We start from the raw sequence: 25,951 nt of genomic DNA, 5'->3' as shown, positions 1-25,951 counted from the left end.
ACGCCCTGCCGTGGGGTCCGAGGCGAGCGCTGGCCGGGGCGTGGCGGACCCGTCAGGGGCGCGACGCGGACGGCTTCGGGCCAGCGCTCTACCGACAGCGACAGGTGCGCCGCGGGGCACGGGACGTCGCGGGGCGCGACAGGGAGCGCACGGTGCTGAACGCGGTGACGCGCATGCCCGGCTCCTTCTCCCGTGAGGTCGGCGTCGCGGCCGACAGGCCCGACAGTAGCCGTAACGCGGGGACCACGACAAAGATGCCCGCGTCGTCCGCCGGGTGCCGTCACCAGGGGTTCCTCCGCGCCGTCGTCACCCGTCCACGGTGAGCCACGCCCCGCGTCCCCGCCACCGGGTGGTGCGCCGCCGTGGCACGATGCGCGGCATGAGGCTGGACGACGCGGTCCCGGACGTGCTCGGCGGCGACTGGGTGCGGCGCACGATGCACCTGCGACCCGACGCGCAGGGCGACCCCGTCGCGACCCTGGTGCACCGCCGCGACGCCGGGGCCGACCGCAGCCGCCCGGCCGTGCTGTACGTGCACGGGTTCGTCGACTACTTCTTCCAGACGCACGTGGCGGACGCGCTCGCGGACCGCGGCTACGACCTGTACGCGCTCGACCTGCGCGACTACGGCCGCTCCATCCGCCCGGGACGCGTGCCGAACGACACCCACGACCTCGCCGTCCACGCCGAGGAGATCGACGCCGCCGTGCGGGTGCTGCGCGCCGGGCACGACCGCGTGGTGCTGCTCGGCCACTCCACCGGCGGACTCGTCGCCGCGCTGTGGGCGCACCACCGGCGCGGCCTCGGGCGGGTCGACGCGGTGGTGCTCAACAGCCCGTGGCTGGACCTGCGGGGCACCCTGCTGGAGCGCACCGTCGCGACCTGGGGGATCGTGCACGTGCTGGGACGCGTCGCGCCGCGGGTGGTCGTCTCGCACCTCGACGAGCACTACGGCCGCGCCCTGCACCGCGCGTCCGGAGGCGAGTGGGACTACGACCTGGCCTGGAAGCCGCACGAGGGGTTCCCGGTGCGGGCGGGGTTCGTCCGCGCCGTGCGCCGGGGCCACGCGGCCGTCGCGGCGGGGCTCGCCATCGACGTGCCCGTGCTGGTCCTGTCCTCCGACGCCACCGGCCCGGACGACCGCTGGCACGACGCGCTGCTCACCACCGACTCGGTGCTGGACGTCGCCGACATGCGGCGGCTCGCCCCCCGCCTCGGCGAGGACGTCACGAGCGTCGAGGTCCCGGGCGGGGCGCACGACCTGGCGCTGTCGCCCCTGCCCGCCCGCACCCGGTACCTGGACGAGGTCCTCGGGTGGCTGGACGTGACGCTCGCGCGGCTCCCATCTCCCGCTGAGAGTCGGCGCCGCCTCTGACCGCGGCTTCGCCGTTCGACAGCTACCGACGAGGTGCCCCACGCGACCTTTCTTGGTGATTGTCGCGTCGCCCAGACGACCAACAGCACAATTCGGGATAAAAGTGTCCGCACCGTGTGTCGATGTCGCGGCCAGCCATTTTCGCGATAGGCATCTGCCCGAGGGAGTCGCGTGAGCGATCTCGAGGTCGGGAGGGCTTGTGGACGAGGACGTGCGTGCGGCCAGGAGTGCCGATCGTCATGGCCGAGCGATTGACGTCCTCGTCACGGTCAAGGCGACGCCTCAACCGTCCACGTCGTACGGTGAGACCGTCTGCGTCGCGGGCGTGGCTCTCGACCCCTGCGACTCGTCCGCCTGTATCCCGTCCCTTTCCGATTCCTCACCGAGGCGCAGCGATTTCCCAAGTACTCAATCGTCCGTGTGAGGGTGCGTGACGCGGGGACAGACGCGCGCCCCGAGAGCCTGAAGATCGACGCGACGAGCGTGACGATCCTCCGTTCGGTTGACGGGTGGCCGGCCCGGGCTCCGTACATCGAGCCCGTGATCGGCGGCAGCATGTGCTCGCTCGCGGCGGGCGCTGGCGCCGATCCCAACGCGGCCTCCCTCGGGCTCGTCGCCGTCGGCAGCTTCCTGGGCGTCGACGTCGCACCGCACCCAGGCTGGTCTCCGGCGGAGCTCGAGCGGTTCAGCCGGTTCGCCGAGCAGGGCGACTTGTTCCGTGCTGACGTACCTCGGATGCGTCAGGCACCCCGGTTCAAGGCGTGGCTGCGGTTCACGTGTCCGGAGGCTGCGTGCGTCCGTCCTCACCGTGCCGGGATCCTCGACTGGGAGCTCACTGCATTGCAGGGGCGTCTCCACGACAGACCCGATTCGGAGGTGGTTCACGCCATCCGGAACAAGTTCGGGACGCAGATGTTCGCACCGGGTCGAGCCCCCGCGCTGTATCTGGGGAACCAGGAGAACATCGTCCGGCGTCGACAGTTCATGGTCCTGGGGACGTACTACCCGCCCGCCGGCCTCGCACGCAGTCCGCTCTTCCTAGACGGTCTGTAGGGCACGGGACTGCAGCGCGTCCATCACGAGAGACCTGTGGCAGCAGGAGGCCGCGGCCTCGAAGCACAGCAGGGCGACCACTCCCTGTGCCGCGAGTCGCTCGATCTCGGCGAGCGCCGTCTGCGCGTCTGCGCCGCGCAGGACCTCGTCGACGAACCGGCTGTGCGCTGCGGACGCCTGCGCACTTCCCGGGTGGGCGAAGCCTGAGCGGTTGTCGACGGGGTTGCCCAGTGCTCGCAGGTGGACGTAGCCGATGCCCTGCTCGCCGAGGGCCGCAGCAAGGGACTTCCGCGAGAAGCCGCGCTTCCGGGACACGGGGTTGAGGCGCACATCGACGACGGTGCTGCACTCCCAGATGCGCAGGGTCGACATCACCTCGTCGAGGCTCCGGCCCTCGTAGCCGATACCCATCACGTTCCCCACAGCGCGCATCGGGCCATCCTCTCACCACCATGCTGACGCTCTGGCCGCGCGCTGGGCTTGTGCTTCACCACCGCAGACGCATGTCGAGGGGCCCTTCGGTTGGCGAGGTGCTCGGACCTAGAACAGCGGCCACGGCACCGCGGGCATGTCCCCCTCCGGCCCCGGGAACCGGCCCTCGCGCAGCAGCCGCGCGCACCGGGCCGCCAGCGCGGCGACCTCCGCCTCGGTGAGGAGGTCCGCCAGCGCCGGACCGAGGTCGCCCGCCAGCCCGTCGCGCACCCGCCCGACGCCCGCGCGCTCGTCGTCGTCCAGCGGCGCGCCGACCCAGCCCCACAGCACCGTCCGCAGCCGCGGCTCGACGTGGAACGTCACGCCGTGGTCGACGCCGAACCGGTGGCCGCCCGGTACCGGCAGCACGTGCCCGCCCTTGCGGTCGGCGTTGTTGAGCAGCACGTCCAGCACCGCCATGCGCCGCAGCGCCGCGGAGTCCTCGTGGACCAGCACGACGGGGGAGCCGTCCTCGTCCTCGCCCTCCACGACGGCGCGCCAGCCCGTGGCGGGGACGCGGGCGGCGGGCAGCACGTCGACGGGGTCCTGCGCCGTGTCGGGCTCCTGCCAGAGCTGCACCATCCCGGCGCCGAGCGGGCCGTCCCGCAGCCACGTGCGCGGCACGACGCCCCAGCCGGTGGCCTCGGAGACGAGGTACGCGGCGACCTCGCGCCGGGCGAGCGTGCCGTCCGGGAAGTCCCACAGCGGCTTCTCGCCGGCGACGGGCTTGTAGACCACCGACGTCCCGCCGATCCGGGCCAGGAACGTCGCGTTCGAGGCCGTCGTGATCCGGCCCACCACCTCGAGGTCGCCGCGCTCCAGGTCCTCCTGCGGCGCGTCGCGGGTGTCGGGCGCGGTCACGCGTCCCCGGGGTCGCACACGTGGCCGTCGGGGTCCACCGGCTCGCCGCACCGCGGGCACAGCGGACGGCCGGCCCGCACGACCCGGCGCGCCCGCTCGGCGAACGCCCGGGCGCTGCCCACCGGCATCCGCAGGATCATCGCCTCCTCCGGCTCGATCTCCTCGAGCGCGGCGGCCTCCTCCTCGGACTCTACCTCGACCAGCGGGAACGCCTCCACGACGACCTGCCCGGTCGCGGCGTCCCAGCTCAGCCGCATCGAGCCGAGCCGGAAGTCCTCCTCGACGGGCTGCTCGACCGGGTCCTCGTCGACGAGCTCGGGCGTGGCCTCCGCCGGGACGCTGTAGCGGTTGCCGTCCTCCGTCATGAGCTCGTCGAGGATGAGGTCGATCTTGTCCGCCAGGACGGCGGCCCACTCCTTCTCCATCGCGACGCTCGTGGTGCGGCGCCCGGTGCGGGCCTGCAGGTAGAACGTGCGCTGACCGGGACGGCCGACCGTGCCGATCACGGCGCGGTCGGGCCAGTCGTGCAGGTGGACGAGGGTCGGCATGCACCCATGCTAGGAGCGCGGTCCGACACCGTCACGGGGAGCGCTGGCGGGCCCGGCGCCGCCACCGACCGGCGCGTCCCCGGCGGGCGCCGCGCCCCGCAGCCACGACAGGTCGCCGGCGTCGGTGTTCACCGCGACGACCTCCGGCCGCGCCGGGCCGTACCGCACCACGGACACCGACGCGGGCCCCGCCGCCAGCCGCTGGAACAGGTCCAGGTGCATCCCGAGCGCGTCCGCGAGCACCGCCTTGACGATGTCGCCGTGCGTGACCGCCGCCCACACCGCCCCGGGTCCGTGCTCCGCCTCGACGGCGGCGTCCTGCTCCCGCACCGCAGCCACCGCCCGCGCCTGCATCGCGGCCAGCGACTCGCCGCCCGGGAACGTCGCGGCGCTCGGCTGCGTCTGGACCGTCGCCCACAGCGGCTCGGCGGCCAGGTCCTTCAGCGTCCGGCCCTGCCAGGAGCCGTAGTCGCACTCCGTCAGGCGGGCGTCGACCCGGGTCGTGGGGGCGTCGGCCTGGCGGTCCGTGACCGCGCGCGCCGTCTGCCGGCACCGCTCCAGGGGGCTGGTCACCACCGCGACCAGCGGGACGGCGGCGAGCCGCTCCGCCGTCCGGGCGGCCTGGCCCCGGCCCACCCGGTCGAGGCGCACCCCGGCGGTGCGGCCCGCGAGGAGCCCCGAGGCGTTCGCGGTGGTGCGGCCGTGGCGGACGAGGAGGACGGTGGCCATGGCGCGAGCCTAGGCGGCGGGGTCGCCCCAGGCCGGGTTCGGGGAGTCGGAGCGGATGACGGGAATCGAACCCGCGTAGCCAGTTTGGAAGACTGGGGCTCTACCATTGAGCTACATCCGCGCAGGCCCGGCGTGCGGGCTGCCGGACAAGGGTACCCGCTCCGGCGGCATCGTCCCCGCCACTAGACTCGCCGCGACGGGATGTGGCGCAGGTTGGTAGCGCGTCCGCTTTGGGAGCGGAAGGTCGTCGGTTCGAATCCGTCCATCCCGACCGAACCGCCGACGTGTCGCGCCTCCCGGTCGCCCGGCCCGCCGCCGTAACCTGGCGCGATGCTCCACCTCGTCCCGCGCCGCCCCGCCTCCTCGTGGCGCGAGGAGTGCCTGACGCTCCTCGCCGCCGGCGACTGGTACCCGCTGTCCCGGACCGCGATGGCCTGGCGGCTGGACGGCGGGGCGTACACCCCGGAGGCGTGGCTGGCGGACGTCAGCGCCGCGCTGCTGAACCGGCAGCCGAAGACGGCCGTGCACTGCTGCGACATGGCGCTGCACGTGTGGGTGGAGCGCCCGCAGGACCGGGCGGTGCTGCACCACGTGCGCGGCCTGCTGGTCGCCGACCACCTCCGGGACCCGGCGAGCGCTGTGGCGGACCTCGAGCTCGCCGCGGACGGCCCGGCGTGGCTGCGCGACGACACACGTCGCGAGCTGGAGCGGGTCCGGGGGCGCGCCGCCACGTCGCGGGTGCGGGTGCCCCGGGCGGAGCCCGCACCGGAGTACGACGCCGACTACCTGGACCTGATCTCGGGCCCGTCGTCCTCGCCGCGGCCCCCGCGGCCGGACCCGTTCCCCGAGGACGGCGCGGAGCCCGCGCTGTGGGCCCGCACGCTGCCGCTGCTGACGCAGGCCTGACGCGGGCGGTCGCACCCGCGGCGGTGGTGGCTCAGGCCGCTCGCCGTCCCGCGCCGTCCGCCGCCGTGCCCGCGACGTCCGGCCGTGCCGCCGCGAGCAGCCGCCGCACGACCAGCACCGAGACCCCCAGCAGCACCGCGTACAGCACCCGGGCGCGGTCGACGGGCTCGGCCAGCAGCGCCGAGCCGCCCCCGAGCCACGCGTACGCGGCAGTGGTCGCCAGGGCCATGCCGACGGACTCCGCGAGGACGACCGCAGCGGCCACGCGGTCCTCGGAGATGCCGTCGCCGCGGGCGGGCGGGGTGAGGCACCGCCCGAGCAGGTCGGGGTAGACGGTGCCCATGCCGGCTCCGAGCAGCCCGCCGCCGGCGACGAGGGCCGCGAGGACGCCCGCCCGGCCGGGGCCGGCCACGAGCACCGCCAGCAGCAGCACGAGCACGCCCGCGGCGAGGCTCCCGGACGCGAGCGCCGCGCGTCGTCGGAACGCCGCGTCCGTCGACGCCGGGTGCGAGCCGGTCCACAGCGCCACGGCGGCCCACAGCAGACCCGGCGCGGCCACCACGACGGCGACGTCGCGCGTGCCGAGCCCCAGGGCGTCGTGCGCGACCACCGACAGCACCATCGTCGCGCCGAAGTACACGGCGGCCGTCACGCCCAGCGCGGTCAGCCCCGCCCGGCGCCCGGACCGCGCGCGGAGCGTCCCCGCGGGCAGGATCCGTGCCGCGGCGCCGACCATGAGCGCGGCGCCGGCGGGCAGGACGAGCGGCCACCAGACGCCGACGGGCAGCGCGAGCACGGCGGACCCGGCGGCGAGCACCAGCGCCCACCCCCACGGCGCGGGCTCGGTCGGCACGGACTCCGGCCGCTCCGGCGCGGACCGCGCGACCACGAGGCGCACGACGAGCAGCACGGGCAGGTACAGCACCATCGCCCACCGCCACCCCAGGGTGGTCGCGACCCCGGCCGCGTAGACCGGGCCGAGCACCGACGACACGAGCCACACGCCCGACATCGCGGCGAGCACGAGCTGCCGGTGCCGCGGCGGCAGACCCCGGGCGACGACCCCCATGCCGACGGTCGCGAGCGCCCCCGCCGCCGCCGCGCGGACGGCGGTGCCGGCGATGAACACGACCATGGAGGGCGCGAGCGCGCACAGCATCGCCCCGGCGACCGTCACGAGGGTCAGCACCACCAGCAGCCGCCCGACGCGGAACCGCGACAGCAGCCACGCGCCGAGCGGCATCGTGAGGAACGTCGGCGCCTGCGCGGCGGCGTCCAGCGGCCCGTACAGGTGCGCCCCGTCGAGGTCCGCGGCGACCAGCGGCAGCACGGTCTGGGACAGGTAGCGCTGCATCCCCGCGAGGAGCTCGACGAGCACGAGGGACACCGCGAGGGTGACGACGGAACGGCTCCGGGGCGGGGCGGCGGCCGACCGGTCGTCCGCCGTCATCGAGCACCCCCTCCGGTCCACGGCCCCCGTGCACCCCGGTGACCGCGGAGGTGCCGCGAGCGAGCCTACGGAGCACGGCACGGGCGCGCGAGGATGGGGACGTGCCCGTCGCCCCCGCCGTCCTGCGTGCCGCCCTGGACCAGCTCGCCGGGGACGGCCGGGTCGTGGTCCCCGACGCGTGGGCGCCGTCGGTGCAGGGCGCCGTCGGGCACGTCGTGGGTGTCACGGGGGAGGACGGGCCCGCCGTCCTCAAGGTGGTGGCGCCCGGCCTCGCGCCGCGGCTGCGCGTCGAGGCGGTGGCGCTGGGGCTGCTCGCGGGCGTCGCGGGAGTGCCGGCGCCCCGGGTGCTGGCGCTCGGGTACACCCCCGACGGCCACGCCTTCCTGCTGATGACGCGACTGCCCGGGGTGCGGTGGGCGGACCGCCGGAGCGCGCTGGACGCGGCGACGCAGACCGCGCTGACGTCGGCGGTCGGTGGCGTGCTGCGCCGGCTGCACGACGTCGCCGGGCCGGGCTTCGGGTCGCTCGGTGCCGGGGCGCCGCTGCGGGCGACCGCGTGGGACCGGGTGCAGGACCGGGCGGCGGAGCTGCTCGCGGACCACGACCGGGTCGGCGGCGCGGGGGAGGTGCGGGCGCGGGTCGGCGCGCTGCTGGACGCCCACCGCGCGGCGTTCGTCGCGTGCGACCGGGCCGTGCTGTGCCACCGCGACCTCGTCGACGCGAACCTGCTCGTCGCTGACGACGACCCCGCCCGGCCGTCCGGCGTGGTCGACCTGGAGCGCGCCGCCTGGGACGACCCGATGACGGACCTGGCGCAGACCCGGGTGCACGTCCGGCAGCACGTGCCCGCCGACGCCGCCGCGCTCGTCGACGGGTACGGCCGGCTGACCGCGCCGGAGCACGAGCGGCTCGCCGTGCACGAGGCGCTGCACCTGCTGGCCGAGCGGTCGTGGGTGGCCTGGGACCGGCCTGCGGGGTGGCGGGAGTCCGTGGCGCGGCTCGACGGGCTGCTCGACGCGGCGCTGCGTTGAACCCTGCCCCGACGTCCCGCCCGGTCGTCCCGCCCGGCTGCCCGCCCGACGCGCCGGACCGGGCGCGGCCGGCGCAGGACCGTGGTGGGATGCGAGCACACCCCGCGCCCACCTCGGAGGTCCCGATGCCCCGCACCCCGGCCGAGCCCGCCCGCCTGCTCGCCGACCCGCCCGGCGGTCGCCTCCGCACGGCCGGGCGCCTCGCGCTCGGCGCGGCCCTGGCGTTCGCGGGCACGGGCCACCTGACGTTCGCGCGCGAGGAGTTCCAGGCGCAGGTGCCGGGCTGGGTGCCGGCGGACGACGACGCGGTGGTGCTCGGCTCGGGCGTCGTCGAGATCGCGCTCGGGGCGGCGCTCGCCCTCGCGCCGCGGCGGTACCGGGCTGCCGGGGGCTGGGTGGCGGCGGCGTTCTTCGTCGCGGTGTTCCCGGGCAACGTGTCGCAGTACCTCACGCGCACCGACGCGTTCGGTCTCGACTCGGACGCGAAGCGCGCGGCCCGGCTGCCGTTCCAGGCGGGGCTGGTGGCGTGGGCGCTGTGGTCGACGGGCGCGTGGCGGGCCTGGCGGGACGCCCGGCGCGCGCGCTGAGGCCCGGGCGTCGCGAGGGCGTCCGGCCCGGGAGCGCCTGCCGTCCGCGCGCCCCCGCTTTGGCGGCGGTCCCGGCCCGTGGCGTAGGATCGTCGGGCCGGTGCGAGCGATCAGTCATGCCCGCACGCGCCGCAGCGTGCCGCCCACGGGGGAGCGAGGATCCGCCTCGCCGGTGCGCCCGAGCGCCCCACGCCGGACCCCCGGCACCGACCGTCCGAGCAGTTGGAGACCACTGAAGTGAAGAGCGCCGTCGAGACCCTGGAGCCCACCAAGGTCAGGCTGACCGTCGAGGTTCCGTACGACGAGCTCAAGCCGAGCATCGATCACGCCTACGCGCACATCGCGGAGCAGGTGACCATCCCCGGCTTCCGCAAGGGCAAGGTCCCGCCGCGGATCATCGACCAGCGCGTCGGCCGCCCGGCGGTCATGGAGCACGCCGTCAACGAGGGCCTGTCCGGCTTCTACGCCGAGGCCGTCCGCGAGAACAAGCTGCGCCCGCTCGGCCAGCCCGAGGTCGACGTCACGAAGGTCCCCGGCCTGGTGGCCGGCGACACCGACGGCGACCTGGTCTTCACGGCCGAGGTCGAGGTCCGCCCCGAGATCGAGATCCCCGAGATCGACGGCCTGTCCGTGACGGTCGACGACTCGGCGATCACCGACGAGGACGTGCAGGGCCGCCTGGACGCGCTGCGTGAGCGCTTCGGCTCGCTGGTCGGCGTCGACCGCCCGGCCGCCGAGAAGGACTTCGCGGTCATCGACCTGGTCGCCAAGATCGACGGCGAGGAGGTCGACACGGTCTCCGGCGTCTCCTACCAGATCGGCTCGGGCAACATGCTCGAGGGCCTCGACGAGGCGCTCACCGGGCTGTCGGCCGGCGAGACCACCACGTTCTCCACCACGCTGGTCGGCGGCGAGCACGCCGGCGAGCAGGCCGAGGTCACCGTCACCGCGACCTCCGTCAAGGAGCGCGAGCTGCCCGAGGCGGACGACGACTTCGCGCAGATGGCGTCCGAGTTCGACACCATCGACGAGCTCCTGGCGGACCTCCGCGAGCAGGCCGGCCGCATCAAGGGCCAGAACCAGGCCGTCCAGGCGCGGGACCTGCTGCTGGAGCAGCTGCTCGAGCAGATCGAGATCCCCGTCCCGCAGGGCGCCGTCGAGGCCGAGGTGCACCGCCACCTCGAGTCCGAGGGCCGCCTGGAGGACGACACGCACCGCGCCGAGGTGACCGAGCAGGCGCAGACCGCGCTGCGCAACCAGATCCTCCTGGACACCCTGGCCGAGAAGCTCGAGGTCAAGGTCAACCAGGGCGAGCTCGTCGACTACCTGGTGAGCGCGTCCCGCCAGTACGGCATGGACCCGAACACGTTCATCCAGACCATCGACCAGCAGGGCCAGATCCCGGCCATGGTCGCCGAGGTCGCGCGCTCCAAGGCGCTGGCCGTCGCCCTGCGCCACGTGGCCGTCGTCGACGGCTCCGGTGCCGCGGTCGACCTGTCCGAGTACATCGGCTCGGACGAGGACGACGCCGCCCAGGAGGCCGCCGAGACCGACCAGGCCGAGGCCACCGAGCCGGAGGCCGCCGAGGCCGACGCCAAGGCCTGACCCGGCACGACCCCGAGGGGCCCCGCACCACACCGGTGCGGGGCCCCTCGCGCATCCCCGCCCACACTTCCCGCCCCGCCCCGCGTCCCCGCGCGCCGAGGTCGTCACGTCCGGCCGAGGTCGTCACGCCGACCTGACGACCTCGGCTCGAGCTGACGACCTCGCGCCCTCCGCCCGACGGGTGCGCCGACAGCGAAACGGGGCGTCAGCGGGACGAACGGGCACCTGGGCGGGCGTTAGGGTCGGCGCAAGCACACCAAGCCTGACGAGGGAGCCTTCGTGAACGACCAGACGCCGGCGATCGCCCGGGCCGAGTCCGGGGGACTCGGCCTCAACGACTCCATCTACAACCGGCTCCTCAAGGAGCGGATCATCTGGCTCGGCTCGGAGGTCCGCGACGAGAACGCGAACGCCATCTGCGCGCAGATGATGCTGCTCGCGGCGGAGGACCCCGAGAAGGACATCTTCCTGTACATCAACTCGCCCGGCGGCTCGATCACGGCCGGCATGGCGATCTACGACACCATGCAGTACATCCAGCCGGACGTGGCGACGGTCGCGATGGGCATGGCCGCGTCGATGGGGCAGTTCCTGCTCTCGTCCGGCGCGAAGGGCAAGCGCTACGCCACCCCGCACGCCCGCGTGATGATGCACCAGCCGTCCGGCGGCATCGGGGGCACCGCGACGGACGTCCGCATCAACGCCCAGCTCATCCTGCACATGAAGACCGTGCTGGCCGAGCTGATCGCCGAGCAGACCGGCAAGACGGTCGAGCAGATCACCGCCGACTCGGACCGCGACCGCTGGTTCACCGCCCCCGAGGCGCTCGAGTACGGGTTCGTCGACAAGGTCGTGACCCACGCGGGCGCCGTCACCGGCGGCGGCGGCACCGCCTCCTGACGCGCCCCGCCGACCGACAGACCCCGCAGAAGGAGAACCCGTGAGCACCGAGTCGCAATTCATCGCCCGCGCCGGGCGCCTCGCCGGCGGCTGGGGCGGCACCGCGCCCGCCCTGGCGCCGTCGTCCCGCTACGTGCTGCCCCAGTTCGAGGAGCGCACCGCGTACGGCTTCAAGCGGCAGGACCCGTACACCAAGCTGTTCGAGGACCGCATCATCTTCCTCGGCGTGCAGGTGGACGACGCCTCCGCGGACGACATCATGGCCCAGCTCCTGGTCCTGGAGTCCACGGACCCGGACGGCGTCATCACGCTGTACATCAACTCGCCCGGTGGCTCGTTCACCGCGCTGACCGCGATCTACGACACGATGCAGTACATCAAGCCGCAGATCCAGACCGTGTGCCTCGGGCAGGCGGCCTCCGCGGCGGCCGTGCTGCTGGCGGCCGGCACGCCGGGCAAGCGGCTCGCGCTGCCGAACGCCCGCGTGCTGATCCACCAGCCCGCGATGGAGGGCGGCGGCTACGCCCAGGCGTCCGACATCGAGATCCACGCGAACGAGCTGATCCGGATGCGCGAGTGGCTCGAGGAGACCATCGCGCACCACACCGGCCAGCCGCTGGACAAGGTCCGCCAGGACATCGAGCGCGACAAGATCCTCACCGCCGCGCAGGCGCACGAGTACGGGATCGTCGACCAGGTGCTCGCCAGCCGCAAGGGCGTCACCGCCACGACCGTCGAGCCGTGACCGGTCCCCGCAGGCCCGTCCCACCCGGCTGAGCCGGGGCGGGGCGGGCCTGCGGGCCACCCGCCCGGGGGTCGTCGGCGCGACACGCCCGACACCCGGATGCGCGCAGGGGAGACACCGCGCCCGCCGTGGTGTGCAATGGTCGGATGGCGGCGACGCAGCCGGCGCCGTGACGGCGGGCCGCACGCACCGCGCGCACGACGCACCACGCACGACGAGACGCAGGACGACGCGACCGCAGCGGTCGCAACCGAGGGAAGGGGACGCACGTGGCTCGCATCGGGGACGGCGCGGACCTTCTCAAGTGCTCGTTCTGCGGGAAGTCGCAGAAGCAGGTGAAGAAGCTCATCGCGGGTCCGGGCGTCTACATCTGCGACGAGTGCATCGAGCTCTGCAACGAGATCATGGAGGAGGAGCGGGCGGAGGCCACCGAGATCGGCATGGTGGAGCTCCCCAAGCCGAAGGAGATCTTCGCGTTCCTCGAGCAGTACATCGTGGGGCAGGACGCCGCGAAGCGGTCGCTGGCCGTCGCCGTCTACAACCACTACAAGCGGATCCAGGCCGGCGAGGCGACCCCGACGGTGGGGACCGGCCAGGCCGAGGACTCCGTCGAGATCGCGAAGTCGAACATCCTGCTGATCGGCCCGACGGGCTGCGGCAAGACGTACCTCGCGCAGACGCTCGCCCGGATGCTCAACGTCCCGTTCGCGATCGCGGACGCCACGGCCCTCACCGAGGCGGGCTACGTCGGCGAGGACGTCGAGAACATCCTGCTCAAGCTCATCCAGGCCGCCGACTTCGACGTGAAGAAGGCCGAGACCGGGATCATCTACATCGACGAGATCGACAAGATCGCCCGCAAGAGCGAGAACCCGTCGATCACGCGGGACGTGTCCGGCGAGGGCGTGCAGCAGGCGCTGCTGAAGATCCTCGAGGGCACGACGGCGTCCGTCCCGCCGCAGGGCGGCCGCAAGCACCCGCACCAGGAGTTCATCCAGATCGACACGACGAACGTGCTGTTCATCGTCGCGGGCGCCTTCGCGGGGCTGGACGAGATCATCACGTCGCGCGCCGGGCGGCGCGGGATCGGCTTCGGCGCCCCGCTGCACACCGCGGACGACCGCGACGTGTACGGCGACGTCATGCCGGAGGACCTGCTGAAGTTCGGGCTGATCCCCGAGTTCATCGGCCGCGTCCCGGTCATCACGACGGTCTCGCCGCTCGACCGGGACGCGCTCGTGCGGATCCTCACCGAGCCGCGCAACGCCCTGGTGAAGCAGTACCAGCGGATGTTCGACATCGACGGCGTGCAGCTCGAGTTCACCGACGACGCCGTCGGGGCCATCGCGGACCAGGCGCTGCTGCGCGGCACCGGTGCCCGCGGCCTGCGCGCCATCATGGAGGAGGTCCTCCAGCAGGTGATGTTCGAGGTGCCGAGCCGCGACGACGTCGAGCGCGTCGTGGTGAACCGCGAGGTCGTGCTGGAGAACGTCAACCCCACCCTGGTGCCGCGTCAGGCGCCGGCCAAGCGCACGCCCCGCGAGAAGAGCGCCTGAGGCCGGCGGCGCGCCCCCTACGATCGGGGGCGTGACGACACCGGCCTCCAGCACCCCGCCCCCCGAGCTCGCGCGGCTGCGCGGCAGCATCGACAACATCGACGCCGCGCTGATCCACCTGCTCGCCGAGCGGTTCAAGGCCACGCAGCAGGTCGGCGTGCTCAAGGCCCGCCTCGGGCTGCCCGCGTCCGACCCGGGGCGCGAGGCGCAGCAGGTCGCCCGGCTGCGGGACCTCGCCCGCCAGGCCGACCTCGACCCGGTGTTCGCGGAGAAGTTCCTCGCGTTCATCGTCGAGGAGGTCATCCGCCACCACGAGGCGATCGCCGCCGGCCCCGACGGACGGCAGACCGGGCCCGACGCGGTCTGAGCGGACCTGCGGGCCCGCGGGACGCACCAGCGCGGACGCGGGTGCGCCGAGGGGTGGCGCGAGCGGCCCGGCTGTCAGAGGGTGGGAGGGGTCAGGACCGGTCGGCCGGTGCGGCCCGGCAGGCGCCCCGCCGGTGGACCGACCCACCCGAACCCTCGGAGGTCGCTCGTGGAACTGCACTGGCTCAAGCCCCTGCTCGGCCGTCCCGCCCCGTTCGTGACGGTCCACCTGGACGCCACCCGCGCGGACGCGTCCGGTGACGAGGAGGTCGCGGGCCGCTGGCGGGCGTTGCGCAAGGAGCTCGAGCGCTCGGGTGCGGCAGCTGCCGTCCTCGACGACATCGAGGGTCGGGTGACCCGTCCGACCGGGGTCGCCGGACCGCACGGGCGCGTGGTGATCGCGGACGCCGAGGGCGTCGTCGTGGACCGCGTGCTCAAGGAGTCGCCGGCGCAGTCGACGGCGGTGCTCGACGACGTGCCGGTGCTGCTTCCGGCCGTGCGCGCCGCCGACCAGGCGACCCGGTTCCTGCTCGTCGAGGTGGACCGGCAGGGCGCGGACCTCACGTGGTCCGACGGGTCGGGCCTGAAGACGGCGCAGAAGGAGACGGTCGAGGGCGACCACGACGAGCTGCGCAAGGTCAAGGAGACGGGCGACGGCTGGAAGAGCCGGCGCGTGCAGATGCGCGCCGAGGACTCCTGGGAGCGCAACGCCGAGACCGTCGCGGCCGACCTGGACCGCCAGGTGGTCGAGAAGAAGCCGGAGATCGTGCTGGTGACCGGCGACGTGCGGGCGGTGTCGCTGCTGTGCCACGCCGTCGCGCCGCGCACGCGGGACCTCGTCGTGGAGGTGCCGGGCGGCTCGCGCGCCGACGGGGTCAAGCAGGAGGTGTTCCACCAGCGCGTCGCGCAGACCCTCGAGGCGTTCCGGCAGCGGCGGCGGGAGGAGACGCTGGCGCGGTACCGCGAGGAGCTCGGGCGCGGGGGAGCGGCCGTCACCTCCGTGGACGACGTCGTGACCGTGCTGCAGCGTGGTCAGGTGCGGGAGCTCGTGCTGCACGAGGACGTCACGCTGCCGGGCTCGTCCCTGGCGGACCGGCACCTGTGGGTGGGCCCGGAGCCGCTGCAGATCGCGTCGCGCGAGGCCGACCTGGAGGGCATCGGCGTGACGTCGGGCGTCCGGCGCATGCCCGCGGACGTCGCGCTGCTGCGTGCCGCGCTCGGGCAGGACGCGGGCCTGACGATCGCGCTCGACGGCCAGGTGGAGCTGGTCGACGGCGTCGGCGCGGTGCTGCGGTGGAACGACGACTCCACGCCGAGCGAGGCCGTGCCCACGTCCTCGGAGGACCAGCGCCGGCTGCACCGCGTGGTGTGACCGCACGCGAGGGCGGTGTCCGGCAGGGGTCGGACGCCGCCCTCGCGGCTGCTCAGGGGAGCGTGGCGCTCCAGTCGCCGTCGGCGAGCACCACCACGACCGACGGGCCGGCGGACAGCGGCGCGGTGCCGGACCAGGCACCGACCTGGTCGGCGAGCAGGGCGGTGGCGTACTGCTCACCGGCCTGCTCGAACACCAGGAACCCGGAGGTGCCGGCGTGGCTGAGCGCCACGTCGCCACCCGGGCCGTCGTACAGGAACACGCCGTCGCCGTGGCCGGACGCCGGCAGGGCGGCCGCCTGCCCGACCGGGGAGATGGTGAGCGACCACGGGCCGCCCGCGGTGACCTGGAGCGCCTCGGGCTCGGTGGCCGCCGTGAGCCCCAGCGGCAGCGTGCCGGCGTACGGGCCGGTGATCTCGACGAGCAGCTCGGCCTCGCTGCCGTCCACGTCGACCACGGACAGCCGGAAGTCGCCCGGGCCGTCGTAGGTCACCTGCACCGCGCCGTAGAACACGCCGTCCGGCAGCGTGATCGAGGCGTCGCCGGTGCCCGACTGCTGCACGGGGACGTAGGTGCCGTAGCCCTCCAGGGCCCAGCCCATCACGTCGACGACCGGGGCGCCGTCCGCGGAGGCCGGCTGCTCGGCGTCGTCCAGGGCGTCCTGCGCCGCCTCCTCGGCCGCCTGCTGCTCGGCGGCCAGGTCCTGCGCCAGGTCGTCGGCGGCCTGCGCGGCGGCCTGCTCGACGGCCTCCTGGGCGGCGGACGCCGCGAGCGTGCCGGCCACGATCCCGCCGACGCCGGACAGCACCACCCAGATGCCCGTGACGACCCACGCCGTCACGCGGTGGCGCTGGTAGCCCGCGAGCCGCCGGCCCTGCCGGTCGCGCTGCACCCCGGTCAGCACCAGGACGAGGTCGACCAGCGACCAGACGCCGAGGCCGCCCACCGTGAGGAGCTTCGCGATGCCGGTGCCGACCTTGCCGAGGTAGAACCGGTCCACGCCGAGGGAACCGAGCAGCAGCGCGAGCAGCCAGGTGGCGACGAACGACTTGTCCGACTCCGGCTCGGCAGCGCCGGGCCACGGGGCGCCCCCGGGGTACCCGGGGGCGGGCGGGTACGCCGGGCCGGACGGGTACGGGTACCCCTGCGGGCCCGCGCCACCCGGCCCGGCCGGTGCGCCCGCCCCGGTCGCGGGCGTCCACGCCGCGCCCGGAGCCTCCGGTGCCGGCCCGGGCGTCCACGCGCCCGTCGGCGACGGCGGGGCGGGCGGCTGGGACGGTGCCGGCTCGGGAGGCGTCAGGGACATGGCGGTGCTCCGGGATGTCGTCGGGTCGCGGGAGTCGCCCGCGGGCCGAGGCTAGGGGCTGGCTGTGACCCCCGTCGGCCGATCGGGGGGTGAAGCACCGCGCGAACGGGTGAACGGCGTCCCGCGCGCGTCACTTCTCGCGGGTGTCGACGTACAGCTCCTCGACGTCCGCGGCGAAGTCCTTCAGCACGAGGGCGCGCTTCACCTTGAGCGACGGCGTGAGGTAGCCGTTGGCCTCGGTGAAGTCGCCGTCGAGCACGCGCACCTTCCGGATGGACTCCGCGCGGGACACGGCCTCGTTGGCCCGGGCGGCGGCGCGGTCCAGCGCGGCGAGCACCTGCGGGTGCCGGGCGGCGGCGCGCACGTCCATCGGGGGCAGGCCGTGCATGGACAGCCAGCCGGGCAGCATGTCGGCGTCCAGGGTGACGAGGGCGCCGATGAAGGGGCGGCCGTCCCCGACCACGACGACCTGGCTGACGAGGGGGTGGCCGCGGAACCGGTCCTCCAGCACGGCGGGCGCCACGTTCTTGCCGCCCGCGGTGACGATGAGCTCCTTGGCCCGCCCGGTGAGCCGCAGGTAGCCGTCGTCGTCGAGCGTGCCGATGTCACCGGTGGCGAACCAGCCGTCCCGCAGCACCTCCGCGGTGGCCTCGGCGTTGTCGTGGTAGCCGCGGAACACGTGCGGGCCCTTGGCGTACACGTTGCCCTCGTCGTCGACGCGCAGCGACGTGCCGGGGTACGCGGGGCCGACGGTGCCGATCTTGATGAGCCCGGGCCGGTTCACGCTGGAGGGCGCCGTCGTCTCGGTGAGCCCGTAGCCCTCGAGCACCACGAGGCCGAGCCCGCGGAAGTAGTGGCCGAGGCGCTCGCCGAGCGGCGCGCCGCCCGAGATGGCGTACCGCAGCGCGCCGCCCATGGCGTCCTTGAGCTTGCGCAGCACGAGCGCCGTCGCCACCGTGTGGGCCGCGCGGAGCTGCGCGGACGGGCCGGCCGGCGTGTCGAGCGCGCGCGAGTAGGTGATGGAGACCTTCGCCGCCCAGCGGAACATCTTGAGGCGGAACCCGTGGCCGGCCTTCTGCTCCGCGGAGTTGTAGACCTTCTCGAACACCCGCGGCACCGCGAGGATGTACGTCGGCCGGAACGACGCGAAGTCGGCGAGCAGGTTCCGGGTGTCCGGCGTGTGGCCGAGCGGGGAGCCCGCCTCGATCGCGACCATCTGGATGAACCGCGCGAACACGTGCGCCAGCGGCATGAACAGCAGGGTGCGCGAGCCCGGGGTGGCGCAGACCTCGGCGAGCGCGGCCACGCCGTTGCGGGCGTTGTCGACGAAGTTGCCGTGCGACAGCTCGACGCCCTTCGGGCGGCCGGTGGTGCCGGAGGTGTAGATGATCGTCGCGAGGTCGTCCGCGGCGGCCAGGGAGCGTCGCCGCTCGATCTCCGCGTCGGCCACGTCGGACCCGCCCGCGACGAGCTGGGCGAGGCCACCCTCGTCGATGACGGACACGTCCCGCAGGCCCGGCACGGCGTCCCGCACCTGCGCGACCACGGCGGCGTGCGCGGCGGTCTCGACGACGGCGAGCGACGCCCCGGAGTTCGACAGGATCCACTCGACCTGCTCCGCGGACGACGTCTCGTACACCGGCACGCCCACGCCGCCCGCGAACCACACGGCGAAGTCCGTGAGGGTCCACTCGTAGCGGGTGCGCGACATGATCGCCACGCGGTCCCCGGGCTCGAGCCCGCGCGCCACCAGGCCCTTGGCGAGCGCCGTGACCTCCGAGACGAACTCCGCGACGGTCACCGGCGCCCAGGAGCCGCCCAGCCCGGTCGACCGCTCGATGACGACGCTCGACGCCCCGCGCTCGAGGCGCCGCAGCAGCAGCCCCGGGACGTTCAGGGCGGGGTCGTGCGGGACGGGGGTGTCGGCGCTGAACTCGCGCATCGGTGCTCCTGGTCGAGGGGTGGGGGCCACGAGGTCGCCACGGTCCACCGCGACGTCCGGCCGGTCCGCCATGCTAGCGGCGCCACCGCCGGCCCCGGCACCCACCGGCCCGCGGGTCGTCAGGCCGGGCCGGAGCCGCCGGCGTGCGTCGGGTCGAGCACCCGCTGCAGGAACGCCTGCGTCCGCGGCTCCGTGGGGGCGCCGATGACCTGGTCCGCCGGGCCCTGCTCGACGACGACCCCGCCGTCCATGAACACGACCCGGTCGCCGACCTCGCGGGCGAACGCCATCTCGTGCGTGACGACCATCATCGTCATGCCGCCGTCGGCGAGGTCGCGCATGACCGCGAGCACGTCGCCGACGAGCTCCGGGTCCAGCGCGGACGTGGGCTCGTCGAACAGCATGAGCTGCGGGTCCATGGACAGCGCCCGGGCGATCGCCACGCGCTGCTGCTGCCCGCCCGAGAGCTGCGCGGGGTGGGCGTCGGCGCGGTCGCCGAGCCCGACCCGCTCGAGGTTCGCCCTGGCGATGCGCTCGGCCTCGGCCGCGGAGCGCCGGAGCACCTGCCGCTGCGCCATCGTGCAGTTCTCCAGCACGGTCTTGTGGCTGAACAGGTTGAACTGCTGGAACACCATGCCGACGTGGGTGCGCACCCGGTCGATGTCGACGTCCGGGTCGGTGACGTCCACCCCGAGCACGTCGATGCGGCCGGCCGTCGGCTGCTCCAGCAGGTTCACGCAGCGCAGCAGCGTCGACTTGCCGGACCCCGACGGGCCGATGACGCACACCACCTCGCCGGCGTGCACGTCCAGGTCGATGCCGGTGAGCACCTCGCGGTCGCCGAAGGACTTGTGCAGCCCGGCGATCCGGACGACGGGGGAGTCGGTGGTCATGAGCGGCTCCTCGCGCCGGTGCGCTTCTCCAGGTACCGGGCGAGCTGCCCGAGCGGCAGGGTGATGAGCAGGTAGCAGGCGCCGATGAGGAACAGCGGCGTCAGCCCGCCCTGGGCGGTGTTGAGGGCGTTCTGCCCGATGCGCGTGAGGTCGAACTGGTCCGTCGCCAGGCCGAGCAGGAACACCAGCGAGGTGTCCTTGGTCAGCAGGATGAACTCGTTCGTCATCGGCGGCAGCACGATGCGGAACGCCTGCGGCACGACGACGCTGCGCAGCGTCCGCCCGTGCGACATGCCGAGCGACCTCGCCGCCTCGACCTGCCCGCGCGGCACCGCCTGCAGGCCGGCGCGCAGCGTCTCGGCGATGTACGCCGCCGAGACCATGCCGAGCGCCAGCGCGGCCTTGAGGGTCACCGACCCGAGCTGGATGCCGAACGCCAGCGGGACCGCGTACCCGAACGAGATGACGACGAGCAGCGCCGGGATGCCGCGGAAGAACTCGATGTAGGCGGTCGCGACCCAGCGGTAGACCCGCACGGAGGACAGGCGCATGAGCGCGAGGGCGGTCCCGAGCGACAGGCCCACCGCGAACCCCGCCAGGGTGTACTGCACCGTGTTGAGGAACGCCTGCGGGATCGTCGGGGCGATCTGCCGCACCGTCTCCCAGTTGAAGAAGTTGTCCCCGACGGCCGACCAGTCGATCGCCAGCGCCACGGCGGCCAGGACGGCCACGGCCACGGCGTACTGGACGCCGCGCACCACGCGGGCGCGGCGGCGCGGGCTCCACCGGCGCCGGGGCGAGGAGATCTGCCCCGGCACCGGTGCGGGCGTGGTGGTCACCTCAGCTGTCCGCGGAGGCCGACGCGTCGCCCGACGGCGCGACGCCGATCCGGTCGGTGTAGATCGCGTCGTACGTGCCGTCCTCGCGGATGCGGTCGAGCGTGGCGTTCACGGCGTCGAGCAGGGCGGTGTTGCCCTTCTTCACGCCGATGCCGTACTGCTCGCCGGTCGGGAACGTCGCCGCGACCTCGAGGCCCTCGGACACGAACGGGCCGAGCACGGCGATGTCGTTGACGGCGGCGTCGACCTGGCCGGTCTTGAGCGCCTGGATCTGCAGCCCGAGGTCCTGGAACTGGATCGGGGTGAGCTCGTTGTCGGTCACCCAGGCCTCGCCGGTCGTGGCCTGCTGGACGGCGATCTGCTTGCCCTCGAGGTCCTCGACGGTGCTGAGGTCCGAGCCCTCCGGGACCAGCAGGCCCTGGTCGGCGTCGAAGTACGGCTCCGAGAAGTCGAACTTCGCCTTGCGCTCGTCGGTGATCGTGATGCCGGAGGCGACGACGTCGCAGTTGCCGCTGTTGAGGTCGGCGCCGGACTGGATGCCCTCGAACGGGGACACGCGCGGGGTCAGCGTGACGCCCAGGTCCTTGGCGACCTCGCCGACGATGTCCATGTCGAGGCCGACGACCGTGCCGTCCTCCTCGAACTCGAACGGCTCGAACGGCGGGTTGGTGCAGACGGTCAGCGTCCCGGCCTGCACCAGGTCGACACCGCCCTCGGTGGCGTCGCCGGAGCCCTCGGGGTCCCCGCCGCCGCACGCGGCGAGCAGGAGGGCCGCGGCGACGGCGGCGGGCAGGGCGGCGAGATGACGGGTGCGCATCGGAACTACTCCTCGTGTGGAAAACCGGCCGCAAGACTATACGTCGCAGACGATACGTATGCACAACGCGTCGTCCCGGGACCAGAGTCCCACCCGGGGGGGCCCGGGCGCCGCCGGGGCGAGCGCGCAGGCCGCCCCGGCGGCGCCCGAGGCGCTCAGGCCGTGGGCTGCTTCGGCTCCGGCGGCAGGAGCTCGGCGTCCCGGGCGACGACCGCCGCGTCGGGGGAGTCCGGGACCTCGGCCACGTCGAGCGGGCCGGTCACGCGGCCGGCCGCGCGGACGTCCGCGAGCGCCACCTGGACGCCCGGCAGCAGCGAGGCCGGGACCTCGAGGCGCGCCCGCAGGATCTCCGTGCGCATCGAGACCTTCGCCTCGGACTTCACCTTGCGCAGCGCCGCCAGGGCGGCACCCGCCGCGCCGACGACCGCCGGGTCGCCGTCGCCCGCCGCGGCGCGCAGCGGCTCCGCGACCGGCCACGGCGCGCGGTGCACCGAGCCCTCGCGCCACCACGACCAGACCTCCTCGGTGGCGAACGGCAGCACCGGGGCGAACAGCCGCAGCATCACGTCGAGCGCCAGGCTCAGCGCGGCCCGCGCCGACGCCGTCTCCGGCGTCACGTCCGCCGCCCCGGCACCCGCGCCGTACGCGCGGTCCTTGACCAGCTCCAGGTAGTCGTCGCAGAACGTCCAGAAGAACGTCTCCGTCAGCTCCAGCGCGCGCGTGTGGTCGTACGCCTCCAGCGCGGCCGTCGCGCGGTCCACCACGTCCGCCAGCCCCGCGAGCATCGCGCGGTCCAGCGGGTCCGTCACGAGCGAGGCGTCCAGCGCGGACGCGCCCTGCTCGGCGGGGCCGAACGACAGCGCGAACTTCGACGCGTTCAGCACCTTGATGGCCAGGCGGCGGCCGATCTTCATCTGGCCGACCTCGAACGCCGCGTCCGTGCCCAGGCGCGCGCTCGCCGCCCAGTAGCGGACCGCGTCGGAGCCGTGCTCCTCGAGCAGGCCCATCGGGGTGACGACGTTGCCCTTGGACTTCGACATCTTCTTGCGGTCGGGGTCGAGGATCCAGCCGCTGATCGCCGCGTCCGCCCACGGCAGCGAGCCGTGCTCCAGGTGCGAGCGGACCACGGTCGAGAACAGCCAGGTCCGGATGATGTCCTGGCCCTGCGGGCGCAGGTCCATCGGGAACACGCGCGCGAACAGGTCGGGGTCGGAGCGCCAGCCGCCCGCGATCTGCGGGGTCAGCGACGACGTCGCCCACGTGTCCATGATGTCCGGGTCGCCGACGAAGCCGCCCGGCACGCCCCGCTGCTCCGCCGTGTAGCCGGCGGGGACGTCCGAGGACGGGTCGACGGGGAGCTGGTCCTCGGACGGCAGCAGCGGGTGGTCGTGGTCCGGCTCGCCGTCCGCGTCCAGCGCGTACCAGACGGGGAACGGCACGCCGAAGAACCGCTGGCGCGAGATCAGCCAGTCGCCGTTGAGGCCGCCGACCCAGTTCTCGTACCGCACGCGCATGAAGTCCGGGTGGAACCCGAGCTCCTGACCGCGCTGCAGCAGCTCGGCGCGCAGCGACTCGTCGCGGCCGCCGTTGCGGATGTACCACTGGCGCGACGTGACGATCTCGAGGGGCTTGTCGCCCTTCTCGAAGAAGTTCGCCATGCGGTCGGTCTTCTGCGGCTCGCCGTCCAGGTCGCCCGTCTCGCGCAGCCCGGCCACGACGGCCTCGCGCGCCGAGAACGTCGTCCTGCCGGCGATCTCCTCGTAACGGGCGCGGCCCTCGTCGGACGTCACCCACTCCGGGACCTCGCGCAGCAGCCGGCCGTCGCGGCCGATGACGGAGCGCGTCGGCAGCTGGAGCTCGCGCCACCACTGCACGTCGGTCAGGTCGCCGAACGTGCAGCACATCGCGATGCCGGCGCCCTTGTCGGGCTCGGCGGCCGGGTGCGCCAGCACGGGCACCTCGACGCCGAACAGCGGGCTGGTCACCGTCGTGCCGAACAGGTGCTGGTAGCGCTCGTCGTCCGGGTGGGCGATCAGCGCCACGCACGCCGGGAGGAGCTCGGGGCGGGTGGTCTCGATGTGCACCGGCTCGGCGCCGGCGCGGTGGAACGCCACCCGGTGGAACGCGCCCGGGTACGGGCGGGCCTCCAGCTCGGCCTGCGCGACCGCGGTCTGGAACGTCACGTCCCACAGGCCGGGGGCCTCCGCCTGGTACGCCTCGCCGCGCGACAGGTTCCGCAGGAACGCCTGCTGCGCGACCGCGCGGGCCTCGGCGCTGATGGTCTGGTACGTCATGCCCCAGTCGACGGACAGGCCCAGCCGGCGCCACAGCGCCTCGAACTGCTGCTCGTCCTCGACGGTCAGGCGCTCGCACAGCTCGACGAAGTTGCGGCGGCTCACCGGCACCTGGTCGGCGGCCTTGACGCTCTTGCCCTCACCGCCGACGTGCGGCGGCTCGAAGTCCGGGTCGTACGGCAGCGACGGGTCGCAGCGCACGCCGAAGTAGTTCTGCACGCGGCGCTCGGTGGGCAGGCCGTTGTCGTCCCAGCCCATCGGGTAGAACACCTCGGCGCCCCGCATCCGGCGGAACCGCGCGACGACGTCGGTGTGCGTGTACGAGAAGACGTGGCCGACGTGCAGGGAGCCGGAGACCGTCGGCGGCGGGGTGTCGATCGAGTACACCTGCTCGCGCGTCGCCGACCGGTCGAACGCGTACGTGCCCTGCTCCGTCCAGGCGCCGTCCCAGCGGGCCTCGACGCCGTCGAGCGACACCCGGTCCGGTACCTCGCGGACCGCGCGTACGGCCGCGGCGGCGGTCGTCGTGGGGTCGGCGGCGGGCGAGGCGGGGGACAGATCGGTCATGGTCACCCATCTTCCCAGATCCGGACGCCCCACCCGACCGCGGGCGCCGCGGGTCGTGGGGCGGGGCGCGGCGAGGTCGTCAGGTCGGGCCGAGGTCGTCAGCTCGGGGTGACGACCTCGGCCCGAGGTGACGACCTCGGGCGGCGCGAGGCGCGAGGAGCGGGCCGTGTCGCGGGGCGGGGGTCAGGCGGCGGTGGGGGTCGGGCGGTGGGTGAAGCGGTGGAGCGTCGCGCGGGTGCCGCCCTCGCTGCGCCGGGCCAGGGCCAGGCCGACGACGACCGCGCCGAGCAGCGGCCCGACGCCGCACGCGACCATGCCGGCCCGCGCGCCGAGGTGCTCGCACACCCAGCCGATGAGCGTCCCGGACACGGCCTGCGCGCCGAGCAGCACCAGCACGTACAGCGCCATGACGCGACCGCGGACGTGGGGGGCGACCGTCGTCTGCACCAGGGTGTTCGAGCCCGTCAGGTACAGCAGGGTGGCGACGCCCATGGCGATGAGCACGGCGACGAACACCGGCCGGCTCGGCGCGGCGGCCGCGAGCAGCTGCAGCACGCCGACGACCCCCGCGAGCACGACCAGGTGGGTGATGCGGCTGCCCCGGCGTCGGGTGGACAGCAGGGCGCCGGTCAGCGCACCGACCGCGAGCATCGACGTCAGCAGCGCGTAGCCGCCGGCGTCGGTGTGGAACACCTGGTCGGTGTACGCGGCGAGCACGGTCGCCATGTTGACGCCGGTGACGGCGACGAAGCCGACGAGCACGACCGACCACAGGATGCGCGGCGTCCGGCGGACGTACGCCAGGCCCTCGCGGAGCTGGCCCTTGGCGCGCGCGACGACCGGGGCGGCGGTGAGCTCCGAGGTCCGCATCACGGCGAGCAGGGCGACGGCCACGAGGCACGCGACGGCGTTGAGCAGGAACGTCCAGCCCTCGCCGACCGCGCTGATGAGCCCGCCGGCGACCGCCGGGCCGACCAGCCCGCCGAGCTGGAACACCGCGGAGTTGACGCTGATCGCCTGCCGCAGGTGCTGCGGGCCGGCGACCTCGTGCACGAACGCCTGGCGCGCGGGGTTGTCGAACACCGTGGCGAGCCCGCTGACGAACGCCGCGACCAGGACGTGCCACGCCTGGACGTGACCGGACAGCGCGAGGACGCCGACGGCCAGCGTGGACAGGCCGAACACCGACTGGGTGACCATGAGCACGCGGCGCCGGGGGTAGCGGTCGGCGACGACCCCGCCGACGAGGCCGAGCAGCAGCATCGGGACGAACTGCAGCGTCACCGTCAGCCCCACCAGGGCGGCCGAGCCGGTGAGCGTCAGCACGAGCCAGTCCTGCGCCACGCGCGCCGCCCAGCCGCAGGTGTTGGTGAGCACCTGCGAGGAGACGTAGAGCCGGAAGTTCCGGACGCCGAGCGCGGCGAGCGTGGCGTTGCGGGGACGCGGGCCGGCGGCGGCGGCCGGCGCGGGCCGGCGGTGCAGCGCGATGCGGGGCCGGTGCAGCGTCCGGCGCAGGCGGCCGGCGGCGGAGCGGTCGGCCTGCGGCGCGCGGGTGCGGGCGCTGCGGGAGGGGCGGCGGGTGCGGGTCGGGGACGAGGACGGGCGGCGGGCCGAAGGCACAGGTGTTCCTAGCTCAGGTGGTGCGGAGGTGTGGGTGCGGAAGCGTTGCGGACGCGTCGGGGTGCCTCCAGACTACGTCGCGGCGAGCGATTTTCAGAGGTGATGACGGGAATGACTG

General features: G+C 74.4%; 24 protein-coding genes and 2 tRNA genes. 13 read left to right on the top strand and 13 right to left on the bottom strand.

Features of this window, described 5'->3' with window-relative positions; all coding sequences use genetic code 11:
* The first annotated feature begins 379 nt into the window (after positions 1–379).
* The 3 genes from P9841_RS03805 to P9841_RS03800 all read left to right on the top strand — a co-directional run bounded on the left by P9841_RS03805 (position 380) and on the right by P9841_RS03800 (position 2,428).
* Positions 380–1,375, top strand: a complete 996-nt coding sequence (locus P9841_RS03805; protein WP_283320771.1) for an alpha/beta hydrolase — start codon at positions 380–382, stop codon at positions 1,373–1,375.
* 199 nt (positions 1,376–1,574) lie between these two features.
* The gene (locus P9841_RS19065; protein ID WP_502848405.1) at positions 1,575–1,799 is read left to right on the top strand and encodes a DUF8758 domain-containing protein; all 225 of its coding nucleotides are present in this window, start codon (positions 1,575–1,577) and stop codon (positions 1,797–1,799) included.
* Entirely contained in the window at positions 1,715–2,428 is a 714-nt protein-coding gene (locus tag P9841_RS03800) for a DUF8757 domain-containing protein (protein WP_502848848.1), read from the top strand. The genes P9841_RS19065 and P9841_RS03800 overlap by 85 nt, the downstream gene beginning before the upstream one ends.
* Here P9841_RS03800 and P9841_RS03795 read toward each other — a convergent pair.
* The 5 genes from P9841_RS03795 to P9841_RS03775 all read right to left on the bottom strand — a co-directional run bounded on the left by P9841_RS03795 (position 2,414) and on the right by P9841_RS03775 (position 5,158).
* Positions 2,414–2,860 carry a DUF488 domain-containing protein gene (locus P9841_RS03795; protein WP_283320769.1) on the bottom strand — a complete coding sequence of 149 codons (447 nt, stop codon included), beginning with the start codon at positions 2,858–2,860 and terminating at the stop codon, positions 2,414–2,416. The two genes, P9841_RS03800 and P9841_RS03795, sit on opposite strands and share 15 nt — an antisense overlap.
* A 108-nt stretch (positions 2,861–2,968) precedes the next feature.
* Positions 2,969–3,760: an SCO1664 family protein gene (locus P9841_RS03790; protein WP_283320768.1), complete on the bottom strand. Its 792-nt coding sequence runs from the start codon at positions 3,758–3,760 to the stop codon at positions 2,969–2,971.
* Entirely contained in the window at positions 3,757–4,308 is a 552-nt protein-coding gene (locus P9841_RS03785; RefSeq protein ID WP_283320767.1) for a DUF3090 domain-containing protein, read from the bottom strand. The genes P9841_RS03790 and P9841_RS03785 overlap by 4 nt, the downstream gene beginning before the upstream one ends.
* A gap of 9 nt (positions 4,309–4,317) precedes the next feature.
* Positions 4,318–5,037 (bottom strand): MSMEG_4193 family putative phosphomutase, encoded by a 720-nt coding sequence (locus P9841_RS03780; protein WP_283320766.1) that lies wholly within the window; start codon positions 5,035–5,037, stop codon positions 4,318–4,320.
* Positions 5,038–5,087: 50 nt separating this feature from the next.
* Positions 5,088–5,158 (bottom strand) — tRNA-Gly (locus P9841_RS03775).
* A gap of 76 nt (positions 5,159–5,234) precedes the next feature.
* Here P9841_RS03775 and P9841_RS03770 point away from each other — a divergent pair.
* Together P9841_RS03770 and P9841_RS03765 are read left to right on the top strand one after the other, a co-directional pair.
* A tRNA-Pro gene (locus P9841_RS03770) sits at positions 5,235–5,308 on the top strand.
* Positions 5,309–5,367: 59 nt separating this feature from the next.
* Positions 5,368–5,943, top strand: coding sequence for a hypothetical protein (locus P9841_RS03765; RefSeq protein WP_283320765.1), 576 nt, complete (start codon positions 5,368–5,370; stop codon positions 5,941–5,943).
* Positions 5,944–5,974: 31 nt separating this feature from the next.
* Here P9841_RS03765 and P9841_RS03760 read toward each other — a convergent pair whose 3' ends face one another.
* Complete coding sequence (locus P9841_RS03760; protein WP_283320764.1) at positions 5,975–7,393, bottom strand: MFS transporter; 1,419 nt, start codon at positions 7,391–7,393, stop codon at positions 5,975–5,977.
* A 101-nt stretch (positions 7,394–7,494) separates the two neighbouring features.
* Between P9841_RS03760 and P9841_RS03755 the strand changes: the two genes are divergently transcribed.
* The 8 genes from P9841_RS03755 to P9841_RS03720 all read left to right on the top strand — a co-directional run bounded on the left by P9841_RS03755 (position 7,495) and on the right by P9841_RS03720 (position 15,555).
* Complete coding sequence (locus P9841_RS03755) at positions 7,495–8,424, top strand: phosphotransferase family protein (RefSeq protein WP_283320763.1); 930 nt, start codon at positions 7,495–7,497, stop codon at positions 8,422–8,424.
* Between the two features lie 125 nt (positions 8,425–8,549).
* Positions 8,550–9,011, top strand: a complete 462-nt coding sequence (locus tag P9841_RS03750; protein WP_283321846.1) for a DoxX family protein — start codon at positions 8,550–8,552, stop codon at positions 9,009–9,011.
* Between the two features lie 237 nt (positions 9,012–9,248).
* Complete coding sequence (tig, locus tag P9841_RS03745; protein ID WP_283320762.1) at positions 9,249–10,616, top strand: trigger factor; 1,368 nt, start codon at positions 9,249–9,251, stop codon at positions 10,614–10,616.
* Between the two features lie 279 nt (positions 10,617–10,895).
* A complete protein-coding gene (locus tag P9841_RS03740; RefSeq protein ID WP_222171979.1) occupies positions 10,896–11,516 on the top strand; it encodes an ATP-dependent Clp protease proteolytic subunit in 621 nt (206 codons plus the stop codon).
* Positions 11,517–11,556: 40 nt separating this feature from the next.
* Entirely contained in the window at positions 11,557–12,261 is a 705-nt protein-coding gene (locus P9841_RS03735) for an ATP-dependent Clp protease proteolytic subunit (RefSeq protein WP_283320761.1), read from the top strand.
* A gap of 269 nt (positions 12,262–12,530) precedes the next feature.
* On the top strand, positions 12,531–13,817 hold the full coding sequence (gene clpX, locus P9841_RS03730) for an ATP-dependent Clp protease ATP-binding subunit ClpX (protein WP_283320760.1): 1,287 nt from the start codon (positions 12,531–12,533) through the stop codon (positions 13,815–13,817).
* 31 nt (positions 13,818–13,848) lie between these two features.
* Positions 13,849–14,184, top strand: coding sequence for a chorismate mutase (locus P9841_RS03725; RefSeq protein ID WP_283320759.1), 336 nt, complete (start codon positions 13,849–13,851; stop codon positions 14,182–14,184).
* A gap of 168 nt (positions 14,185–14,352) precedes the next feature.
* Positions 14,353–15,555, top strand: a complete 1,203-nt coding sequence (locus tag P9841_RS03720) for a baeRF2 domain-containing protein (protein WP_283320758.1) — start codon at positions 14,353–14,355, stop codon at positions 15,553–15,555.
* 52 nt (positions 15,556–15,607) lie between these two features.
* Here the strand turns inward: P9841_RS03720 and P9841_RS03715 are convergent, their stop codons facing one another.
* The 7 genes from P9841_RS03715 to P9841_RS03685 all read right to left on the bottom strand — a co-directional run bounded on the left by P9841_RS03715 (position 15,608) and on the right by P9841_RS03685 (position 25,833).
* The gene (locus P9841_RS03715) at positions 15,608–16,861 is read right to left on the bottom strand and encodes a TM2 domain-containing protein (RefSeq protein WP_283320757.1); all 1,254 of its coding nucleotides are present in this window, start codon (positions 16,859–16,861) and stop codon (positions 15,608–15,610) included.
* A gap of 130 nt (positions 16,862–16,991) precedes the next feature.
* Positions 16,992–18,803: an AMP-dependent synthetase/ligase gene (locus P9841_RS03710; protein WP_283320756.1), complete on the bottom strand. Its 1,812-nt coding sequence runs from the start codon at positions 18,801–18,803 to the stop codon at positions 16,992–16,994.
* A gap of 119 nt (positions 18,804–18,922) precedes the next feature.
* Positions 18,923–19,696, bottom strand: a complete 774-nt coding sequence (locus P9841_RS03705) for an amino acid ABC transporter ATP-binding protein (protein WP_283320755.1) — start codon at positions 19,694–19,696, stop codon at positions 18,923–18,925.
* A complete protein-coding gene (locus tag P9841_RS03700; protein WP_283320754.1) occupies positions 19,693–20,535 on the bottom strand; it encodes an amino acid ABC transporter permease in 843 nt (280 codons plus the stop codon). Before P9841_RS03700 ends, P9841_RS03705 begins: the two co-directional genes overlap by 4 nt.
* Position 20,536: 1 nt before the next feature.
* A complete protein-coding gene (locus P9841_RS03695; RefSeq protein ID WP_283320753.1) occupies positions 20,537–21,352 on the bottom strand; it encodes a transporter substrate-binding domain-containing protein in 816 nt (271 codons plus the stop codon).
* A gap of 155 nt (positions 21,353–21,507) precedes the next feature.
* Entirely contained in the window at positions 21,508–24,213 is a 2,706-nt protein-coding gene (gene valS / locus P9841_RS03690) for a valine--tRNA ligase (protein ID WP_283320752.1), read from the bottom strand.
* A 183-nt stretch (positions 24,214–24,396) separates the two neighbouring features.
* Entirely contained in the window at positions 24,397–25,833 is a 1,437-nt protein-coding gene (locus P9841_RS03685; RefSeq protein WP_283320751.1) for an MFS transporter, read from the bottom strand.
* Positions 25,834–25,951 lie beyond the last annotated feature (118 nt).

This window comes from Cellulomonas sp. ES6, assembly GCF_030053835.1.
Classification (GTDB): Bacteria; Actinomycetota; Actinomycetes; order Actinomycetales; family Cellulomonadaceae; genus Cellulomonas.
Note: the sequence above shows the minus strand (reverse complement) of the source record. Positions and strands in the feature narration are given on the sequence as shown.

Coding starts and splice junctions, on each gene's coding strand:
- P9841_RS03695 (WP_283320753.1), bottom strand. CDS start 21,352: ATGCGCACCCGTCATCTCGCCGCCCTGCCCGCCGCCGTCGCCGCGGCC.
- P9841_RS03705 (WP_283320755.1), bottom strand. CDS start 19,696: ATGACCACCGACTCCCCCGTCGTCCGGATCGCCGGGCTGCACAAGTCC.
- P9841_RS03805 (WP_283320771.1), top strand. CDS start 380: ATGAGGCTGGACGACGCGGTCCCGGACGTGCTCGGCGGCGACTGGGTG.
- P9841_RS03710 (WP_283320756.1), bottom strand. CDS start 18,803: ATGCGCGAGTTCAGCGCCGACACCCCCGTCCCGCACGACCCCGCCCTG.
- P9841_RS03780 (WP_283320766.1), bottom strand. CDS start 5,037: ATGGCCACCGTCCTCCTCGTCCGCCACGGCCGCACCACCGCGAACGCC.
- P9841_RS03750 (WP_283321846.1), top strand. CDS start 8,550: ATGCCCCGCACCCCGGCCGAGCCCGCCCGCCTGCTCGCCGACCCGCCC.
- P9841_RS03765 (WP_283320765.1), top strand. CDS start 5,368: ATGCTCCACCTCGTCCCGCGCCGCCCCGCCTCCTCGTGGCGCGAGGAG.
- P9841_RS03795 (WP_283320769.1), bottom strand. CDS start 2,860: ATGCGCGCTGTGGGGAACGTGATGGGTATCGGCTACGAGGGCCGGAGC.
- P9841_RS03785 (WP_283320767.1), bottom strand. CDS start 4,308: ATGCCGACCCTCGTCCACCTGCACGACTGGCCCGACCGCGCCGTGATC.
- P9841_RS03715 (WP_283320757.1), bottom strand. CDS start 16,861: ATGTCCCTGACGCCTCCCGAGCCGGCACCGTCCCAGCCGCCCGCCCCG.
- valS (WP_283320752.1), bottom strand. CDS start 24,213: ATGACCGATCTGTCCCCCGCCTCGCCCGCCGCCGACCCCACGACGACC.
- P9841_RS03760 (WP_283320764.1), bottom strand. CDS start 7,393: ATGACGGCGGACGACCGGTCGGCCGCCGCCCCGCCCCGGAGCCGTTCC.